The 18,318-nt window shown below is 67.1% G+C and carries 15 protein-coding genes; 12 read left to right on the plus strand and 3 right to left on the minus strand.

Annotated elements, in window-relative coordinates:
• The coding region (locus ACFU4Z_RS34085; protein WP_379071794.1) for an aldehyde dehydrogenase family protein at positions 1 to 197 on the plus strand (197 nt) is incomplete at its 5' end.
• A 139-nt stretch (positions 198 to 336) separates the two neighbouring features.
• Here ACFU4Z_RS34085 and ACFU4Z_RS34090 read toward each other — a convergent pair.
• Entirely contained in the window at positions 337 to 630 is a 294-nt protein-coding gene (locus ACFU4Z_RS34090; protein WP_328413435.1) for a chorismate mutase, read from the minus strand.
• Between the two features lie 383 nt (positions 631 to 1,013).
• On the opposite strand from ACFU4Z_RS34090, the gene pcrA reads away from it, so the two are divergent.
• From pcrA to ACFU4Z_RS34105, 3 genes are all read left to right on the plus strand, one after another.
• Positions 1,014 to 3,581 carry a DNA helicase PcrA gene (gene pcrA, locus ACFU4Z_RS34095; protein WP_379071797.1) on the plus strand — a complete coding sequence of 856 codons (2,568 nt, stop codon included), beginning with the start codon at positions 1,014 to 1,016 and terminating at the stop codon, positions 3,579 to 3,581.
• Between the two features lie 296 nt (positions 3,582 to 3,877).
• Positions 3,878 to 4,417 (plus strand): alpha/beta fold hydrolase, encoded by a 540-nt coding sequence (locus ACFU4Z_RS34100; protein WP_379071800.1) that lies wholly within the window; start codon positions 3,878 to 3,880, stop codon positions 4,415 to 4,417.
• The gene (locus ACFU4Z_RS34105) at positions 4,414 to 5,286 is read left to right on the plus strand and encodes a hypothetical protein (protein ID WP_379071803.1); all 873 of its coding nucleotides are present in this window, start codon (positions 4,414 to 4,416) and stop codon (positions 5,284 to 5,286) included. The genes ACFU4Z_RS34100 and ACFU4Z_RS34105 overlap by 4 nt, the downstream gene beginning before the upstream one ends.
• Before the next feature lie 313 nt (positions 5,287 to 5,599).
• Here the strand turns inward: ACFU4Z_RS34105 and ACFU4Z_RS34110 are convergent, their stop codons facing one another.
• Positions 5,600 to 6,823 carry a M23 family metallopeptidase gene (locus tag ACFU4Z_RS34110; RefSeq protein ID WP_379071806.1) on the minus strand — a complete coding sequence of 408 codons (1,224 nt, stop codon included), beginning with the start codon at positions 6,821 to 6,823 and terminating at the stop codon, positions 5,600 to 5,602.
• 545 nt (positions 6,824 to 7,368) lie between these two features.
• Here ACFU4Z_RS34110 and sucC point away from each other — a divergent pair.
• From sucC to ACFU4Z_RS34145, 7 genes are all read left to right on the plus strand, one after another.
• Positions 7,369 to 8,535 (plus strand): ADP-forming succinate--CoA ligase subunit beta, encoded by a 1,167-nt coding sequence (sucC, locus tag ACFU4Z_RS34115; protein WP_379071809.1) that lies wholly within the window; start codon positions 7,369 to 7,371, stop codon positions 8,533 to 8,535.
• Between the two features lie 11 nt (positions 8,536 to 8,546).
• On the plus strand, positions 8,547 to 9,461 hold the full coding sequence (gene sucD / locus ACFU4Z_RS34120; RefSeq protein WP_328406358.1) for a succinate--CoA ligase subunit alpha: 915 nt from the start codon (positions 8,547 to 8,549) through the stop codon (positions 9,459 to 9,461).
• Between the two features lie 314 nt (positions 9,462 to 9,775).
• On the plus strand, positions 9,776 to 10,864 hold the full coding sequence (locus ACFU4Z_RS34125; protein WP_379071813.1) for a DUF5336 domain-containing protein: 1,089 nt from the start codon (positions 9,776 to 9,778) through the stop codon (positions 10,862 to 10,864).
• A gap of 158 nt (positions 10,865 to 11,022) precedes the next feature.
• Complete coding sequence (locus ACFU4Z_RS34130; RefSeq protein WP_379071817.1) at positions 11,023 to 12,555, plus strand: DUF6350 family protein; 1,533 nt, start codon at positions 11,023 to 11,025, stop codon at positions 12,553 to 12,555.
• A gap of 100 nt (positions 12,556 to 12,655) precedes the next feature.
• Positions 12,656 to 13,288 (plus strand): phosphoribosylglycinamide formyltransferase, encoded by a 633-nt coding sequence (gene purN, locus ACFU4Z_RS34135; RefSeq protein ID WP_379071820.1) that lies wholly within the window; start codon positions 12,656 to 12,658, stop codon positions 13,286 to 13,288.
• 50 nt (positions 13,289 to 13,338) lie between these two features.
• Positions 13,339 to 14,910, plus strand: coding sequence for a bifunctional phosphoribosylaminoimidazolecarboxamide formyltransferase/IMP cyclohydrolase (gene purH / locus ACFU4Z_RS34140; protein ID WP_379071823.1), 1,572 nt, complete (start codon positions 13,339 to 13,341; stop codon positions 14,908 to 14,910).
• A gap of 152 nt (positions 14,911 to 15,062) precedes the next feature.
• Positions 15,063 to 16,595 (plus strand): family 20 glycosylhydrolase, encoded by a 1,533-nt coding sequence (locus tag ACFU4Z_RS34145; protein ID WP_379071825.1) that lies wholly within the window; start codon positions 15,063 to 15,065, stop codon positions 16,593 to 16,595.
• A gap of 159 nt (positions 16,596 to 16,754) precedes the next feature.
• Here ACFU4Z_RS34145 and ACFU4Z_RS34150 read toward each other — a convergent pair whose 3' ends face one another.
• Positions 16,755 to 17,204: a hypothetical protein gene (locus ACFU4Z_RS34150; RefSeq protein ID WP_379071833.1), complete on the minus strand. Its 450-nt coding sequence runs from the start codon at positions 17,202 to 17,204 to the stop codon at positions 16,755 to 16,757.
• A 416-nt stretch (positions 17,205 to 17,620) separates the two neighbouring features.
• Between ACFU4Z_RS34150 and ACFU4Z_RS34155 the strand changes: the two genes are divergently transcribed.
• Positions 17,621 to 18,190 (plus strand): LysM peptidoglycan-binding domain-containing protein, encoded by a 570-nt coding sequence (locus ACFU4Z_RS34155; protein ID WP_379071828.1) that lies wholly within the window; start codon positions 17,621 to 17,623, stop codon positions 18,188 to 18,190.
• Positions 18,191 to 18,318: the final 128 nt, after the last annotated feature.

Below are 18,318 nucleotides of genomic sequence, written 5' to 3' on the forward strand. Positions count from 1 at the left end.
GATACCCCCCGCCCCACTTGGCCGGCGCGGCGCGGCGCGGGGGGCGAGCGCAGCCGTTGTGGGGGGGTATACTCGGCGCGTTCACACCCCCCCCCCCCCCGCCCTTCGGTGGTGTGAAGGCCTCTGGCTTCGGCCGAGAGGGCGGCATCGAGGGCATCGAAGAGTACTTGTCCACCAAGTACATCGCGCTCAGCTGAGCGCGATTCCGGAGGCGAAACGACCGCCCCGGGGGTGAACACCCGGGGCGGCCTTTGGGAATGCGGAGGTCTTGCGATCGCCGCATGAGTGTTGGGGCCGCGTGCGCGGCGGGCAATCAGTAGCCCAGCGGGCAGGCGATCAGTGGCCGAGGCGGCCGCGGCCGAGCCGCAGCAGCAGCATCGCGAGGGTGTGACCCTCCTGGCCGAGTTCGCTGAAGCGCTCGAGCACCTTCATCTCACGACTGTGTACGAGACGGGTTCCGCCGGAAGCCATCCGCGTGCGGCCGATGATCCTGGAGATCTCGGTTCGGCGCTTGATGGCGGCGAGGATTTCCGCGTCGAGCTGGTCGATCTCCTTGCGGAGCTTCTCGATCTCCGCCTCGGAGTGCGGGAGAGCCGAGTCGGACCCGGTCGTCGTGGCAGGCGTGCTCATCATTCATCTCCTCGTGTCAGAACATGGATCGGCGGGTGAGCCCGGCTCGTTACCGATCGGTTCTTTCACCGTGCAACAGACCTGTTGGGGTGTTGCATTGTCCCCCCGGACGGGCGCTCAGGCGTACGGTCCGCCATCACGATATCCGGCTGTTAACCGTATCGGATGTATCTCTCGAGCGCAGATCATGTGGCCAGTGTGCCATGGGTCCGAAGCAATGCAAAACACTTCATTTTGTGAATCTGGTGAGAACGCCGTCGCAGATTCGCCGCCCGGGACACGCTGCGGCGGTTCACCCATCGTTCGCCGACACGCCGCCGAACAGACATCGACGGGAACGGGACTTCATCTCTGTCGGTAGCCGCCGGTAGCGTTGATGGACGATGGACATCACGGTGGCTCCCCAGATGCAGGCCGGGCAGACTCGGCACCAGGACCCAGCCAAGAAACCGCAGGTCGACGATGGTCGTGCCGTGGATTCGGCGCAGTCCCCCGAACAGCGCCGCCTCGAAAGGGAGCAGCGCAAGGCCGAAGAGGCCGAGCGGCTGCTCGAGGGCCTCAACCCGCAACAGCGCGCCGCGGTCGTGCACACCGGCGCGCCGCTGCTGATCGTCGCGGGCGCGGGCTCGGGCAAGACCGCTGTGCTGACCAGGCGAATCGCCTATCTGCTCGCCGCGCGCGGCGCCACGCCCGGCCAGATCCTGGCCATCACCTTCACCAACAAGGCTGCTGCGGAGATGCGGGAACGCGTCATCGGGCTGGTCGGCCCGCGCGCCAATAACATGTGGGTTTCCACATTCCACTCCAGCTGCGTGCGCATCCTGCGCATGCAGTCGGCCCTGCTGCCCGGCCTGAATTCGAATTTCTCCATCTACGATGCCGACGATTCGCGGCGACTGCTCACGATGATCAGCCGCGATTTCGACATCGATGTGAAGAAGTATTCGGCGCGGCTACTGGCGACCGCCATCTCGAATCTGAAGAACGAGCTCATCGGGCCCGCACGGGCTACAGCGGACGCTGAATCCGACGAGACCGAATTGCCGAGTCTCGTCGCCAGGGTCTACACCGAATATCAGCGTCGACTGCGCGCGGCGAACGCGATGGATTTCGACGACCTGATCGGTGAGACGGTGGCGCTGCTGCAAAACCATCCGCAGGTCGCGGAGTACTACCGGCGCCGCTTCCGGCACGTGCTCGTCGACGAGTATCAGGACACCAACCACGCGCAGTACATCCTGGTGCGTGAGCTGGTCGGACACCACGCAGAGGCCGCGGAATCCGTGGACGGCGAGGCGCCGGACGCGGTGGCGCCGAGCGAACTGTGCGTTGTCGGCGACGCGGATCAGTCCATCTACGCCTTCCGCGGCGCGACCATTCGCAATATCGAGGAATTCGAACGCGACTTCCCGGATGCCGAAACTATTCTGCTGGAACAGAATTACCGGTCCACCCAGCACATCCTTTCGGCCGCGAACGCGGTGATCTCGCGCAACGAGAACCGTCGCGACAAGCGGTTGTGGACCGATTCCGGCGAAGGCGATCTGATCACCGGGTATGTCGCCGACAACGAGCACGACGAGGCCTCCTTCGTGGCCCGCGAGATCGACCGGCTGGTGGATGCCGAGGAAGCCACCTACGGCGACGTCGCGGTCTTCTATCGCACCAACAACAACTCGCGCGCGCTGGAAGAAATCTTCATTCGAATGGGCCTGCCGTACAAGGTGGTCGGCGGCGTCCGCTTCTATGAGCGCAAAGAGGTGCGCGACATCGTCGCCTATCTGCGCGTACTGGAGAACCCCGACGACGCGGTGAGCCTGCGTCGGATTCTCAACACCCCACGCCGGGGCATCGGTGACCGCGCCGAGGCGTGCGTGGCCGTGCACGCCGAACAGCGCGACATCGGTTTCGCCGAGGCGCTGCGCGATGCCGCCGAGGGCAAGGTCGCACTGCTGAACACCCGCGCCCAGCGCGCGATCGCCGGATTCCTCGAGCTGCTCGAGCAGATTCGGGCGGCGGGCGCGCAGGCTGAGCTCGACTTCCCGGATGTCGGGAATGTGGTCGACGCGGTGCTGGAACGAACCGGCTATCGTGCCGAGCTGGCGGCGTCCGACGACCCGCAGGACGGCGCCCGGCTGGACAACCTGAACGAATTGGTCAGCGTCGCACGGGAATTCAGCTCCGAGGCCTACAACAACGCCGCCGCGGCCCGCGAGGAGGGCCTGGTGCCGGAGGCGGCCGATGGTGAACCGGATCCCGGTTCGCTCGCGGCCTTCCTGGAGCGGGTCTCGCTGGTGGCCGACACCGATCAGATCCCCGACGAGGGCGCGGGCGTGGTCACGATGATGACCCTGCACACCGCCAAGGGCCTGGAGTTCCCCGTCGTGTTCGTGACGGGCTGGGAGGACGGCCAGTTCCCGCACATGCGGGCGCTCGGTGATCCCACCGAGCTCGCCGAGGAACGCCGCCTCGCCTACGTCGGCATCACCAGGGCCAGGCAACGGCTGTACCTGTCGCGCGCGGTGGTCCGATCCGGCTGGGGCCAGCCGGTATCGAACCCGGAATCTCGCTTCCTGCAGGAGATTCCGAGCCACCTCATCGACTGGAAGCGGCTGGAGCCGAGCGGCTCACCGCTGACGCGCAGCATCCGGCGTCGCGGTGACGACGACAGCGTGGAACGGGACTGGACCCGAGGCGATGGCTGGAACGAGCAGCGCCCCGGCGTGCGCGCCGACCGTGGCCCGCGCCGCCCCGCACCCGGCGGCGCCACCCGTAACAACGCCAATCTCGTACTTGCCGTCGGAGACCGGGTCACCGACGACAAATACGGCCTCGGCCGAGTTGTCGCGGCCGAAGGCTTCGGGCCGTTGGCCACCGTGACCATCGATTTCGGCACTGCCGGAAAGATCCGCCTGATCCCCCAATACAGCCGGACCCTGGTCAAGCTCTGAGAGCGGCTGCCACGCGCGCTGGTCGAAGGGTGACGAGTAGTCGCCCCGAGGTGGTCGACGTGTCCGTTCGGTGGCTACTGCCGGGTCCGGCCGGATTCTGATGCGGATTGGATGCGATTCGAAATCGCGTCAGGAATCTGAAGTTCGTCATCTGTGCGAGCGGCCGAACAGTAAGCGCAGGCAGATCGCTAGGATCATCAAGGAGTCACGGGCCGAGGCCGTCGCACCGGTCTGCCGGTGTGTTTCGATGCCCCCGTTCGTCTGCACGAACAACCAAGCAGAAGGACCGGGCCACCATGACCGAGCTGAAGACCTACACCCTCGAAACTCCCGGCGCCGAAATCGCCTACGACATACGCCAAGCAGAGCAGGCCGGTGACGAGCCGATCCTGATGATGATCGGCTCGCCCATGGACGCCAGTGGATTCGTCAGCCTGGCCGCCCGCTTCCCCGACCGCACGGTAGTCACCTACGACCCGCGCGGCACCGGCCGCAGCGAAAAGAACGACCCCACCAGCGAATCCAACCCCGACCTGCACGCCGAGGACCTGCACCGCGTCATCGAAGCCCTCGGCGGCGGCCCGATCGACCTCTTCGCCAGCAGCGGCGGCGCGGTCAATGCCCTCGCCCTCGTCGCCAAGCATCCCGAACAGGTCCGCATCCTCGTAGCCCACGAGCCCCCCGCCGTCCGGTACCTTCACCGCAGCGACTGCTTCGGCCTCGCCATGGCAGCACACGTGGTCTGCCTGCCCGGTGAGTTCGATCCGGCCGCGGTCACGACAGAAGACAACCGCGCAGGTGGCGCATCGCGGATGTTGGCGGCCAACGCAGGATGAGGACATCGATCGCCGAGAGTATTCAGGCTGCCACACGGGCGCTGGCCTCCGCGTTCCGAGACACGACTTCGGCGCTCTCGACACGATACCGTGCGACCGATTCCGCCCTGCGCTCCACGGTCGCAGGCCTGGCAGACGGCGACACCCGAACACATTTCCTGGTGAAAGCCGCCGCCTTCAGCCTGGGTGTTGGTTACGGTCTCAACCTCGGAAGCGAGCTCGCCGAAGAACTCGTACCGAGCGATGACCTCGCACCGAGCGACGACCTCGCACCGAGCGACGATTTGGTACAGCTGGGTCCGGAGGTGGATCGGCTGGTCGCGATGTCGCCCGCATTATCGAAAGACGTGCGAGAACTTCAGGCCGCGGGCTGGACAATAGGTTACGGCTCGATCGACGCCGGTGGACTCACCTTCGGAGGCGAGAAGAGGATTCTGCTCAGTGTGGATGGAAAGAACGATCCGCTGCTGAGCACAGCGCGATTGGCGCACGAGACCGGCCACGCCACCGCCGGCCCCGAATACAGTTATTCGCTCGATGCGCCCCGCCCCGGCGAAGAGTATTGGCAATGGCACGCAAAGCATATGTACAAGGTGTATTTGGGCGAGTCCAATGCGGGATTTGCGTCCGCCCAGGCGCGGCGGGAAATACTCGGCAATGGCGGGCCGGATATCGGCAATGCCGACGACGTCACCAAGGCTGCCTACGACGGCTACGCCGCCGGTGATCTGACCAGACAGGCTGCCGTCGGCATGCTCGCCGACCATCTGCGTGAACATCCCGGCGGATATCGCGACTATTACGGGCCAGGCCTGGACCGGGCCTGGAAGGAGTTCACCGGGACACCGGCGCCCAAGTACTACAAGTAGGGTCCAGGGGTAGCCCGCGATCCGCCCGCATGACGAAAGTCCAGCAATGAGCAGCTGCATGATCGCCGCACTGGCCGCCCCAAATCCCTTGTAATACGGTCCGGCCGAGGGAATGAATTTGTCCTGAGTCCAACGGGATTGGAGCCTTTTTGCCCGTATATGACCCATCTGGTAACCCCGGCCACGCGCCGGGGTTTCTTGTATCCGGAGAGGCCCTTGTTCACCACTGTCTTTCACAGTGACTGCCGGTCCGAGTGCAGCGTCGAACCCACCGATGAGTGGCCGCAGTCAGGGGGCGAGTGCGGCCGCTGAGTCAGTCGCGCTGTTGGCCGAGGCTGATGCCGCGGGTGGCGAGCCAGGGCAGCGGGTCGATCTTGTCGCTGCCGTGGAGCCACACTTCGAAGTGGCAGTGCGGGCCGGTGGAGAAGCCGCGGTTGCCGATGGTGGCGATCTGATCGCCCGCCATGACTCGCTGTCCCTGCGACACCGTCGCGGTGTCGATGTGGCCGTAGATGGTGACGGTGCCGTCGTCGTGCAGCAGCCGTACCCACATGCCGAATCCGCTGGCCGGGCCCGCCTCGATGACCGTGCCGTCGGCGACCGCGTAGATCGGGGTTCCGATCGGGCCCGCGATGTCGATGCCGAGGTGCTGGACGCCCCAGCGGGCACCGTAGCCTGAGGTGAAATTGCCCGCGGCGAACTTCGTGAACAGCGGGCGCAGCTTGGCGGCTTCTTCAGCGGCGAGATCCTCGGCGTACTTCTGCCCTTTTTGCAGGATGTCGTTGAACTGGCCCAGGTTGGTCGGGGCCGAGACATTGAGCACCTGAGGTGAATCCGGCGCGACAGTGGCGTCGGTCACGCTCATCGACTGCGCGGCGATCTCGTGAATCTGACCGGCGGCTTCATAGTCGACGGTCGCCGAAGGCTGTTCGGGCGAGGCGAACGCGGCCTGGCCCGCGGCGACGACAGCGCCGGCCGCGACAGCGACGACCGCGGCACGTCCTTTGAGCGCGCTCGGTGGCGCGGGCACGCGATGTGCGCCGCCACGGCGCTGCGAACGGCGTCCGGGGATGACAGTGGGAACAGCATGGGATTCGGCGTCGTCCGCCTGGTGTTCCCACGACTCGTCCGCGTCGGGGGCCCAGGAATCACCGGTATCGGGTGTCCAGGAGTCGTCGGCGCGGGGTGTCCAGGAGTCGCCGGTTTCGGGCGTCCAAGAATTGTCGGCTTCGGGGGTCCAGGAGTTGTCGGCGGCGGGCGCCCACGCTTCCTCGGCCGACCACGCGCCGCCGTCGGACCAGGAATCCTGTTGCGACCATGCATCATTCGCGGACCAGGAGTCGTCGCGGTGGTCGCCTGCGGGGTGGAAGTCGTATCCGGCATGCGCTCCGGCGGCGGGGGCCGCGTAGCGGGCGTCGGCTGCCGGGGCGCCCTGTCTGCTCTGGTCGGCGTAACTGCCGAACGGTTCGTCATCGGCCCGATAACGATGGCCGGAGCGAACGCGATGGGAAGAAGGGACGGTCGAGCGATGGTTCATCGGCTATGCCACATCATGAAGCTGGAGATGTTCGCGGTGTCGAGATCCCTGCCCCGATGGGGTGTTGACAGGTCATCTGCGGAACGGCTCTCCGTGTGCGGAGTGCTGTGCTGCGTCAAGCTTGCCGTCCTCCTCGTCGTGACCGTGTTGTGACATCGACCGCACTGACGGTAACGAAACGATTGCGGGGTCCGCAAGCGTTGCGCGCGATCAATCCAAACATGTGAGATTGATCACGGTAACACTACGGAATATCGCACCGAGCGGTGGGCACTCAGGTGAGGTCATTCGACGACAACCTGTAGTAGACGGCTCCCATTTCCGGGTTCGGCGGGTCTACCTGGCGCACCGCCAAAAAGCTACTCGCGAGTAGTGTTGGCCAGCGGTTTTTCCGGCCTGGACACTGGCCCGTGACCTGCGCCACTTACGATGAACGTGGCCGTTTGGCCGTCCATGTGACTGGTTAGAGTCCGACCCGACCCGCTTCCGACGTCGGGCCGCCAACAAAGACGTTGTCATAGCAACGCAGACGAGACGGTGAGTACATGGATCTCTTCGAATACCAGGCGAAGGAGCTCTTCGTTAAGCACGGAGTGCCTTCGTCCGAGGGCCGCGTGACGGACACGGTCGAGGAAGCCCGCGCCATCGCGGAGGAAATCGGCAAGCCGGTAATGATCAAGGCGCAGGTCAAGGTGGGCGGCCGTGGCAAGGCGGGTGGCGTCAAGTACGCCGCCACCCCGGACGACGCGCTTACCCATGCGCAGAACATCCTCGGCCTGGATATCAAGGGCCACATCGTGAAGAAGCTCCTTGTCGCCGAGGCAAAGGACATCGCGGAGGAGTACTACATCTCCTTCCTGCTGGATCGTTCCAACCGCACCTACCTGGCTATGTGCTCGGTCGAAGGCGGCATGGAGATCGAAGAGGTCGCCGCCACCAAGCCGGAGCGGCTGGCCAAGGTCCCGGTCGACGCTGTCAAGGGTGTCGACCTCGCGTTCGCCCGCTCGATCGCCGAGCAGGGCCACCTGCCCGCCGACGTGCTGGACGCCGCCGCCGTGACCATCCAGAAGCTGTGGGAGGTGTTCGTCGGCGAAGACGCCACCCTGGTGGAGGTCAACCCGCTCGTCCGCACCCCCGACAACCAGATCCTGGCCCTCGACGGCAAGGTCACCCTCGACGAGAACGCCGCGTTCCGGCACCCGGACCACGAGGCGTTCGCGGACAAGGACGCGACCGACCCGCTGGAGCTCAAGGCCAAGGAAAACGACCTCAACTACGTCAAGCTCGACGGTGAGGTCGGCATCATCGGCAACGGCGCCGGTCTGGTCATGTCCACGCTCGACGTGGTCGCCTACGCGGGCGAGAACCACGGCGGCGTCAAGCCCGCCAACTTCCTCGACATCGGTGGTGGCGCCTCGGCCGAGATCATGGCCGCGGGCCTGGATGTCATCCTGAACGACGCGCAGGTCAAGAGCGTGTTCGTCAACGTCTTCGGTGGCATCACCGCGTGTGACGCGGTCGCCAACGGCATCGTGAAGGCGCTGGAAATCCTTGGCGCCGAGGCGAACAAGCCGCTGGTCGTCCGTCTCGACGGCAACAAGGTCGACGAGGGCCGCAAGATCCTTGTCGATGCCGCGCATCCGCTGATCACACTTGCGCAGACAATGGACGAAGGCGCCGACAAGGCCGCCGAACTGGCAGCGGCCAAGTAAGGAAACCGGAAATGTCTATCTTTCTGAACAAGGACTCGAAGGTCATCGTCCAGGGCATCACCGGCGGTGAGGGCACCAAGCACACCGCACTGATGCTCAAGGCAGGCACCCAGGTCGTCGGTGGCGTCAACGCGCGCAAGGCGGGCACCACCGTCGCGCACACCGACAAGGACGGCGCCGCGGTCGAACTGCCGGTGTTCGGCACCGTCGCCGAGGCCATCAAGGAAACCGGCGCGGATGTCTCCATCGCATTCGTGCCGCCGAAGTTCGCCAAGGACGCCATCATCGAGGCCATCGACGCGGAGATCCCGCTGCTCGTGGTCATCACCGAGGGCATCCCGGTGCAGGACACCGCGTACGCGTGGGCCTACAACGTCGAGAAGGGCAACAAGACCCGGATCATCGGCCCGAACTGCCCCGGCATCATCACCCCCGGCGAGTCGCTGGTCGGCATCACCCCGGCCAACATCACCGGCAAGGGCCCGGTCGGTCTGGTGTCGAAGTCCGGCACCCTGACCTACCAGATGATGTTCGAGCTGCGTGACTTCGGCTTCTCGACCGCCATCGGCATCGGCGGCGACCCGGTCATCGGCACTACCCACATCGACGCCATCGAGGCGTTCGAGAAGGACCCGGAGACCAAGCTGATCGTGATGATCGGCGAGATCGGCGGCGACGCCGAGGAGCGGGCCGCGGCCTACATCAAGGCCAATGTCACCAAGCCGGTCGTCGGCTACGTCGCGGGCTTCACCGCCCCCGAGGGCAAGACCATGGGCCACGCGGGCGCCATCGTCTCCGGCTCGGCGGGCACCGCCCAGGCCAAGAAGGACGCACTCGAGGCCGCGGGCGTGAAGGTCGGCAAGACGCCGTCCGAGACCGCCGCGCTGGCACGCGAAATCCTGGAGAAGGCAAGCATCACCGCCTGATTCGCGATAGTCGACAAGGCCGCCGCCCGAACTCGGGCGGCGGCCTTGTCGCGATGCGGGTGGTCTGATCGGGTGTTGCGCGGGCTGATGCGCACCGGAATCCGGCGCTGCCATGCTGTTGGGTGAAGGTTGGCAGCCGGACACCCTGGGCGCGAATTGTTATGGAGTCGGGACCGCCATGCGGCACCAGGCACGGAAGGCTTGATCTGGTCGCCCGGCCGGTTCGTTAAGGATGACCGGGACCGGCCAGTGCAGTAGCGTCAGTTGAGATCCAGCCGTGTAGAAACGTACGACTCGACCTAGGAGACGACGACATGTCCTACCCGACCGGGGGCTCCGGGTACAACACACCCGCGACGCCCTCCGTTCCTTCCAGCCTCGGCCAGTCGGCGGGTAGTACCGGCACAAGTTCGAGCACTCCCGCATCCGATGCCAAGGGACTGCCGTTCTTCCTCACCGCCGGCGTCGCCGGCCTCGGCGTGCTGAACTTCCTGCTGGGGTTCCTGCCCTATGCGGGCCGCGAGGCGGTCAACCCGGTGAGCGGCGCCAAGATCGCCAGCGAAAGCGCCAACTCCTTCGACGTCCCGCTGACGGCTCTGCTCGCGCTGCTGCTGCTCGGTGGCCTGCTCGCCGGACTGTCGCTGCTGCCCAAGCAGAACTGGACCGGCGCGGCCGCCGCCGCTTCGCTCGCCGGTTTCCTCGGGCTGGTGTTCCAGTCGTTCAACCTGTCCGACGGTGTCGAGTTGAAGTGGGGCGCATGGGTTGTGCTCTTCCTCGCCCTGGTGCAGGCCGCGGCCGCAGTCGGCGCGGTGCTGTTCGAGGCGGGCATCCTGACACCGCCCGCACCCAAGCCGGCCGCGCCACAGGGCCCGCCGAGCGGTTTCGGTCAGGGTGGCTACGGCCAGCAGCAGCCCTCGGCGTTCGGCCAGCCGTCGGCGTTCGGTCAGAGCCCGAGCCAGTCCGGTTACGGCCAGAGCCAGCCGGGCCAGACCTACGGTCAGCAGCCGTCCTATGGGCAGAGCCAGCCCTCCTACGGTCAGGGCCAGCCGAGCCAGCCCGCCTACGGCCAGAGCCAGCCCGGCCAGCCCGCGTACGGGCAGGGTCAGCCCGGCCAGGGCTACGGTCAGCAGCCGTCCTACGGTCAGCAGCCCGGATACGGTGCGGCACAGCAGGGTTCGCCCTACGGTGCTCCGGCGGCCACGCCGCGCCCCGACGAAAGCGCCACGCAGCATTTCGGCGCACCGCAGCCCGGTCAGCAGCAGTACGGTGCGCCCGGCTACGGCCAGAGCCAGCCACAGCCTGGTCAGCCGGGCCAGCCGGGCCAGCCTTTCGGCAGTGAGCAGGGTTCGGACCCGGCCTCGGACGCCACCCAGGCGTTCCGTCCGTCGGACGACAACAAGTAGTTTCGCCTCGCTCTCCTGGCGCTGCGCCCATCGCAGGTGGGCGCGGCGCGCCTGACCCGCTCGCGCCGGGGGAGCTGCCACGCTGAATTTCTATGAGCTCCCCGAGATCCCCTCTTGTTCGCCGGACCACCGGGTCCCGTAGCGCGCCGGATTCCTCGGTGCGCAGGTCGCGTCGCGGCGCTGTGGCACCCGGCGACGGCGACGAACACGGATTCCTCTCGCTGACACCGGAACGCGCCCGCGTGCTGGTGCTCGTCGCCGCTCGTCCGGCGGCTCTCACGCTCACCGCCGTCATCGTCCTCGTGCTCGCCACGTTGTTGGCCTCGGGCAGCAGTATGGCCGGAACCTCCGGTGCGATCGCCGCGGGTTGGCTTGCGGCGCACCAGGTTCCGCTGGTGATCGGTAAGACGTCGCTCGGCCTGCTGCCGCTGCTGCCGACCGGTCTGCTGGTCTGGCTCTCCGGACGTGAATGTGTGCGCGCGGTCGAGCCGGAGAGTACTCGCGCCGATCTCGGTTGGATTCTCGGTGCGGCGCTGGCCGGGCCGTTGCTGGTCACGGCGGTCTGCTTGGCGGTCGCCGAGGACGCCTCCGGCGTCGTCGCGCTGCAACCGCCGAACACCCTCGCCGCGTTCGGCTGGGTCGGCGGTGTGCATCTGCTCGCCGCGGCGGGTGGGATCGCCTCCCGCAATCGGCGCCGGGTTTTCACCCTGCTGCGGATGCCGGACTGGGCTGTCGCAGGCACTTTCGGCGCCGGCCGGACCGTGCTGCGTCTACTCGCCTGTGCCACCGCGGTCACCGTCGTGTCATTCTTCGCGCAATGGTCCAGGATCGGTGATACCTACCAATCGGCGGGCAATGCCGCCGGGGTTATCGGATTGACCCTGCTCTCGCTCGCCTATCTGCCGAATGTGGTCGTCGCTGCGGTGAGTGTGCTGATGGGCGCATCCGCCCAGTTCGGTGACGCGTCGGTCGGTGTGTTCGCGGTGATCGGCGGGCCGATTCCGGCGGTGCCGGTGCTCGCGGCGGTGCCGACCGGGCCCGCGGCGGGATGGTGGCTGGTACTGCTGCTCATCCCGGCGGCGGTCGGTGTCCTCGGCGGGCTGGACAGCGCGCGGACCTCCACCGACCGGATCGCGGCCCCCTGGGCGACGCTGACCTCGGCCGGACTGGCGACCGTGGTGCTGGTCTTGCTCGGCGTGGCAGCGGGTGGTGCGCTCGGCACGTTCGGCCGTGTCGGTCTCGACCTGCCGATCTTCGCGGTGGTGAGCTTCGCCTGGCTGGCCGTCACGGGTTATGCGGGGCTGGTGTTCGGGCGTTTCTTCGTCGTCCCGGTCGGTGCTCCGAGCACCCGATACGACGAGGACGACGACTATTACGCGGACGACGAGTACGCCGACTATCACCACGCCGATTATCGCGATGACGACTATCACGATGACGACTACGACGCCTACGACGACGAGTACGCGGCCGACGACCACGCGGCCGATGACGACGACTATTTCGACGACGAATACCCGCACTACGACGGGCCCGACCTCGAGGTGGAAGTCGACGGCGAGCTCGTCGAGGAGCAACCTGCCCTCGGCGTGCGCGGTTCGGCGCCAGGCGGCGATACCATCCCCGACATCGTCGACGCCGAAGTGGTCGAGGCGGACCTGCCGGAAAGTGACCCGGTGGACGGTCGTTAGGCTCTATGGCGGCGGTCTCGCACCGCCCGCACCATGAACAGCCCCGCCTTTTCGATCGACACGCAGGAGTAGAGCGCTGACGTCCCCGCATGCTCAGTGGGTGCCCACCACGGCCCCGGCCACCGTCGTCGTGCTGGCCTCGGGCACCGGGTCGCTGCTGCGCGCCCTCATCGATGCCGCGTCCGCACCCGAGTATCCCGCGACAATCGTCGCCGTCGGCGTCGACCGGAACTGTGCCGCCACCGAGCACGCGGCCGCCGCGGGCATCCCGGACTTCCGGGTGGCGCTCAAAGACTTTCCCGACCGCGTCGCATGGGATGGCGCGCTCACCGAGGCGGTCGCCGCGTACGACCCCGATCTCGTCGTCTCGGCCGGCTTCATGAAGCTCCTCGGTCCGGCGTTCATGGCCCGATTCGGCGGCCGGATCATCAACACCCACCCCGCGCTGCTGCCCGCTTTCCCCGGCGCGCACGGGGTGCGTGACGCGTTGGCCTACGGCGTCCGGGTCACCGGCTCCACTGTTCACCTTGTCGATTCCGGCGTCGACACCGGACCGATCCTCGCGCAGGAAGCGGTGCCGGTGCTGGATGACGACGACGAGGCCACGCTCCACGAGCGCATCAAGGTTGTCGAGCGACGGTTGCTGGCGGACGTTGTCGCCGCTGTCGCCACCAGAGGCATTGTCTCCGACGGACGAAAGGCAGTTATCCCAGATGAGCGAGTTCTTCGGTGAGTGAGCGCAGCGAAGGAACGGTTGATCCGGCTGAGCGCAGCCAAGGATTGGTGCGGAAGTCGATCAAGAGGGCCCTTGTCAGCGTGTACGACAAGACCGGGCTCATCGAGCTCGCCACCGGGCTGCACGCCGCGGGCATCGAGCTCGTGTCGACCGGGTCGACCGCAGGCAAGATCGCCGACGCGGGCATCCCGGTGACCAAGGTCGAGGACCTGACCGGGTTCCCGGAGACCCTGGACGGCCGGGTCAAGACCCTGCACCCCCGCGTGCACGCGGGCATCCTCGCCGACACCCGTAAGGCCGAGCACGTCGACCAGTTGGTGGAGTTGGGCGTCGAGGCGTTCCAGCTGGTGGTGGTGAACCTGTATCCGTTCACCGCGACCGTGGCCAGCGGGGCGACTCCGGACGAGTGCGTCGAGCAGATCGATATCGGCGGGCCGTCCATGGTGCGCGCCGCCGCCAAGAACCACCCGTCGGTCGCAGTGGTCGTCGACAGCGGCGACTACGACGACGTGCTCAGCGCGGTGCGGGCCGGCGGTTTCACGCTGGCCGAGCGGACCGCGTTGGCGGCCAAGGCTTTCCAGCACACCGCGAGCTATGACGTCGCGGTGGCGAGCTGGATGACCAACGTCCTGGTGCCGGGGAAGGCCGAGTCGGCCGAGCCCGCCGGCGTACAGTTCCCCGGCTGGCTGGGCGGCACTTGGGCGCAGGCCGCGGTGCTGCGCTACGGGGAGAATCCCCACCAGGCCGCCGCGCTCTACGTCAACAACGACGGCGGCGTCGGGCTCGCGCAGGCACAGCAGTTGCACGGCAAGGAGATGTCGTACAACAACTACACCGATGCCGATGCCGCGTGGCGCGCCGCGTACGACCACACCGCCCCCGCGGTGGCAATCATCAAGCACGCCAACCCCTGTGGCATTGCGATCGGCGCCGATATCGCCGAGGCGCACCGCAAGGCGCACGCGTGTGATCCGGTCAGCGCCTACGGCGGTGTGATCGCGGCCAACCGTGAGGTCACCGTCGAGATGGCCGAGCAGGTCGCCGAGATCTTCACCGAGGTGATCGTCGCGCCGTCTTACGCCGACGGCGCTGTGGAAGTGTTGCAGCGCAAGAAGAATGTGCGCATCCTGGTCGCCGCGGCGCCGCAGCGGGCCGGCGGGGAGCTGCGTCCGATCAGCGGTGGCGCGTTGCTGCAGCAGCGCGACATTCTGGACGCGGCAGGCGATGACCCGGAGAACTGGACGCTGGTGGCCGGGGAGGCCGCTGACGCCGAAACTCTCGCGGATCTCGAATTCGCTTGGCGCGCCTGCCGTGCCGTGAAGTCGAACGCGATCCTGCTCGCCCACGACGGCGCCTCGGTCGGCGTCGGCATGGGACAGGTGAACCGGGTGGACGCGGTCGGCCTCGCCGTGCAGCGCGCCGGTGACCGCGCCAAGGGCTCGGTCGCCGCGTCGGACGCGTTCTTCCCCTTCTCGGATGGTCCGCAGCAGCTCATTCAGGCGGGCATTCGCGCGATCGTGCAGCCCGGCGGCTCGGTCCGCGACCAGGACACCGTGGATCTGGCCCGCGCGGCCGGAGTCACCCTGTACCTCACGGGTTCTCGCCACTTCGCGCACTGAGCAACCCACTTCGCGCACGAGTAGCAAAAGGGCGGGCCCATCGGGTCCGCCCTTTCTCGTCCGCGGGCGACACAACTCGCCAACCTTCAGCGGATATCGAATCCGGCTTCGTACAGTTGGCCGCATGTCGACTCGTGCAGCGATGGCGTCCGGTGCATGGTGCTCGCGGTCACCGTGGCGTTCGGTGCGCAGGGGCGAGCCGATGCGGAGCAGGTCGTGCCACAGGCCGTTCCGTCGCTGAAGAGCTGGGTGCCCGGTGGGTCCTCGTTCGACTCGGTGTACACGCGCGGGTGTTGTATGCGCAGGATGCGCTGCGCGACAGTGCCACCGACCTTGCCGAAGGACTGCGCGCCGTCACCGGCAATGGCGTTGTGGCGCAGGCGGGTTCGGTGGGCCGATCGGGCGACCTCGTGATGCGGACCGGTTCGGTGCCAGGAGCGCCGCAATCTCCTGAGGCCTACCGGATATCAGTGTCGGAAACCCTCGAGCTGACGGGCGCGGATGTCGCGGGAGCCTTCTACGCGACCAGGTCGGCGCTGCAGCTGCTGCGGCGCGGCACCACGTTGCCCGGCGGGGTCGTGACCGATTGGCCGGAGTACCGCGAGCGCGGGCTGATGCTCGACGTCGGCCGCGAATATATGCCGTTCGATATGCTGCGCGCTCAGATCCGGCGGATGGGGCAGCTCAAGTTGAATATGCTGCATCTGCATCTCTCGGACCGATTCGGGTTCCGGCTCGACAGCGATCGGCATCCGGAAATCACAGCGCAGGAACACTATTCGAAACAAGAGATACGCGATCTCATCGCCTACGCGGCGCGCTACCAGGTCGAGATCGTGCCCGAGGTGGACTTTCCCGGCCACATGAACGGCATTCTCGCCGCCCATCCGGAGTTGAAACTGCGCAGCGCGAACGGCGTTGTATCCGACGCCGCCATCGACATCGCCGATCCGCGCGGCTACGAACTGATGCGCGACATCCTCGAAGAGTTCCTGCCGTTGTTCCCTGGGCGCTATTGGCATCTCGGTGCGGACGAGTTCCTGCTCGACGGCCTCCGCGTCGCGAGCTTCGAGGACTATCCACAGATCGGCGCGTATGCGCGCGCCACCTACGGACCGCAGGCCGAACCGGTGGATGCCTTTCTCGGCCTGATCAATTGGGGCGCGGCGATCGTGCGGGAGCACGGCAAGCGGCCGCGCATCTGGAACGACGGTCTGCACACCGGCGAGGGAACCATCGCCATCGATGCCGACATCGTTGTCGACTTCTGGAGCAGGGCGGGGATTGCGCAACTGCCGCTGCCGTACTTCGGAAGTGCGCGCACCGCTATGGATCTCATCGCATCCGGCCACGAGGTCCGCAACGCGGCCTTCACGCCGACCTACTTCGTGACCGGCGGCCCGACCTCGATCGGCAATGTACCTGCGCCGATAGCCTACGAGCTGTGGGACCCCGCCGTGTTCGTCGACGGCAGCAGGCTGACACCGCAGCAGAACGCGGGCAACCTCGGCTCTGGTCTGTTCGTGTGGTGCGACGACCCGACCGTACGGACACCCGCGCAGATCGCCGCGTCGATCACGATGCCGCTGCGAGTAATGGCACAGAAGACCTGGGGACCGGCCCGCGCGGGCAGCTACCTGGAGTTCGCCGCATTATCGGATGCGGTCGCCGAGCCCGTCCCGTGAGCGGATGCGCTCACCCATAGTCTGCGCACCAGGCTTTTCCGACCCGAGTCATGGTGGTGAGTAATGCTTTTCGGCGCGGCGCGGCGCGGCGCGGTGCGGCATCGGTGATCAGGATGTGGTTCCGCCGCTTGTGGGGTTGCGACCTCGCTGGTGGGGCCGTTAGGCCGCGCTGAGGACCTGACGGTTCCCGAGCGGGGCCTTCAGCGGCACCTCGAGCGTGCCGAACACCGCGATCATCGTGCACATGCGCCCGACCGCGTCGGCGCGCGTGCCGGACCGCAGTTCGATGGTGACCGTCGAATCGGTCTCCTTCGCGGTCGCGTCCACTCCGTAGCATTCGGGTGCGCCGGTCTGGAAGTTCACCGCGATCCGATCGTCGGCGACCCGGGTCCACGAGGTGAACGGAATCGGATGGGCTCCGACGATGGTCGGATCGGCGACGAAGGCGTTGCCGGAATTGCCGCTCGCCTCCTCGGTGGGCGTTGTCGGCGCCGAGGCTGTTGCGGTCGTCGTTTTCTGTTGTGTGCCTTCGTCGTCGGAGCCCCCGCAGCCTGCGACAGCGAGGACGGCGAGCAGTACTGCGGCAGCAACGGGGCGCGCACCCGACATCCGAGACATGGGCACCACCCTAGTTGACCACGCCCCGCGACCGGCGAAGATCGCCCTCACCGCGTGCCAGCTATCGCCGCACGCAGCCTGCTGCACTGTGCGGCAATCCAACACAGCGACCAACGCCACACAGTGAACTTTCGGCGAACCGTGCGCGTAATCCCTCCGCGCGGCCGGGAAGGGCAGTAGATTCGGCTCCGACGTACGCCATGATTTTGTTTCAGGCGATCTGCAGGCAAGTCTCTAGCGGTGTTGTTTCGGCCGAACTGCAAGCAGTCGTTAGCGGTGTTGTTTCGAGTGACCTGCAAGCAGTCGCAAGCGGTGTTGTTTCGGGCGGCCCGCGGGCAGTCGCAAGCGGTGTCGCGGCGTGCGTCGATGTCGGATGCTTGGCACAGTAACTCTTCGAAAGGAACGACGTGGGCGACACGCTGCGCGTAGGTGAAGAACTCGGACTCGGCCAGTCTCTGGTCGGCGGTGCGTACACCCTGACCCTGCAGCCGGATGGCAACCTGGTGTTGTCGGAGCCGGATGGAAAAGTCGTGTGGGCCACCCAGACTCATGATCAGGGTGTCGAGCGCGCCGCCCTGCAGGAGGATGGCAACTTCGTGCTCTACAAGGGCGAGGGTGCTGCCTGGTCCACCGAGACCAACGGCAAGAGCGCGGACCGGCTGACCGTGCAGGCCGACCGCAATGTAGTGCTGTACGGCACCGACGGCAGCGCCCTGTGGTCGTCGCAGACCCAGACCGACAACCCGCTGCCCGCTCCCGAGCCGGTCGCGGAGGCCGCGGCAGCGCCGGCCGCCGAAGAGGTTCCGCCCCCGCCGCCGCCCGCAGTCCAGACCTACACGGTCGAGCCGGGCGACACCCTGTGGGCGATCGCCGAGCGCTTCTACGGCGACGGCAACCGCTACCAGGAGATCGCGAACGCCAGCGGCATCGACAACCCGGATTCGATCAACGTCGGCCAGGTCCTGACCATCCCGTAATTTTGGCCGCGCGGGCGCGGCGGGGGGGGGGGGGCCCCCCGGGGGGGGGGGGGGGCGCGGGCCGCGCGCCCCCCCCCCCCCCCCGCGCGCCGGCGCGTCCGAGCGCGCACGGCGCCCGCGGCGCGGAG

The sequence above is a fragment of the Nocardia sp. NPDC057440 genome, assembly GCF_042802915.1.
Lineage (GTDB): Bacteria > Actinomycetota > Actinomycetes > Mycobacteriales > Mycobacteriaceae > Nocardia.

Bases quoted from the DNA above. Each gene is read 5' to 3' on its own strand.
- ACFU4Z_RS34090 (WP_328413435.1), bottom strand. From the start codon at position 630: ATGAGCACGCCTGCCACGACGACCGGGTCCGACTCGGCTCTCCCGCAC.
- pcrA (WP_379071797.1), top strand. From the start codon at position 1,014: ATGGACATCACGGTGGCTCCCCAGATGCAGGCCGGGCAGACTCGGCAC.
- ACFU4Z_RS34100 (WP_379071800.1), top strand. From the start codon at position 3,878: ATGACCGAGCTGAAGACCTACACCCTCGAAACTCCCGGCGCCGAAATC.
- ACFU4Z_RS34105 (WP_379071803.1), top strand. From the start codon at position 4,414: ATGAGGACATCGATCGCCGAGAGTATTCAGGCTGCCACACGGGCGCTG.
- ACFU4Z_RS34110 (WP_379071806.1), bottom strand. From the start codon at position 6,823: ATGAACCATCGCTCGACCGTCCCTTCTTCCCATCGCGTTCGCTCCGGC.
- sucC (WP_379071809.1), top strand. From the start codon at position 7,369: ATGGATCTCTTCGAATACCAGGCGAAGGAGCTCTTCGTTAAGCACGGA.
- sucD (WP_328406358.1), top strand. From the start codon at position 8,547: ATGTCTATCTTTCTGAACAAGGACTCGAAGGTCATCGTCCAGGGCATC.
- ACFU4Z_RS34125 (WP_379071813.1), top strand. From the start codon at position 9,776: ATGTCCTACCCGACCGGGGGCTCCGGGTACAACACACCCGCGACGCCC.
- ACFU4Z_RS34150 (WP_379071833.1), bottom strand. From the start codon at position 17,204: ATGTCGGGTGCGCGCCCCGTTGCTGCCGCAGTACTGCTCGCCGTCCTC.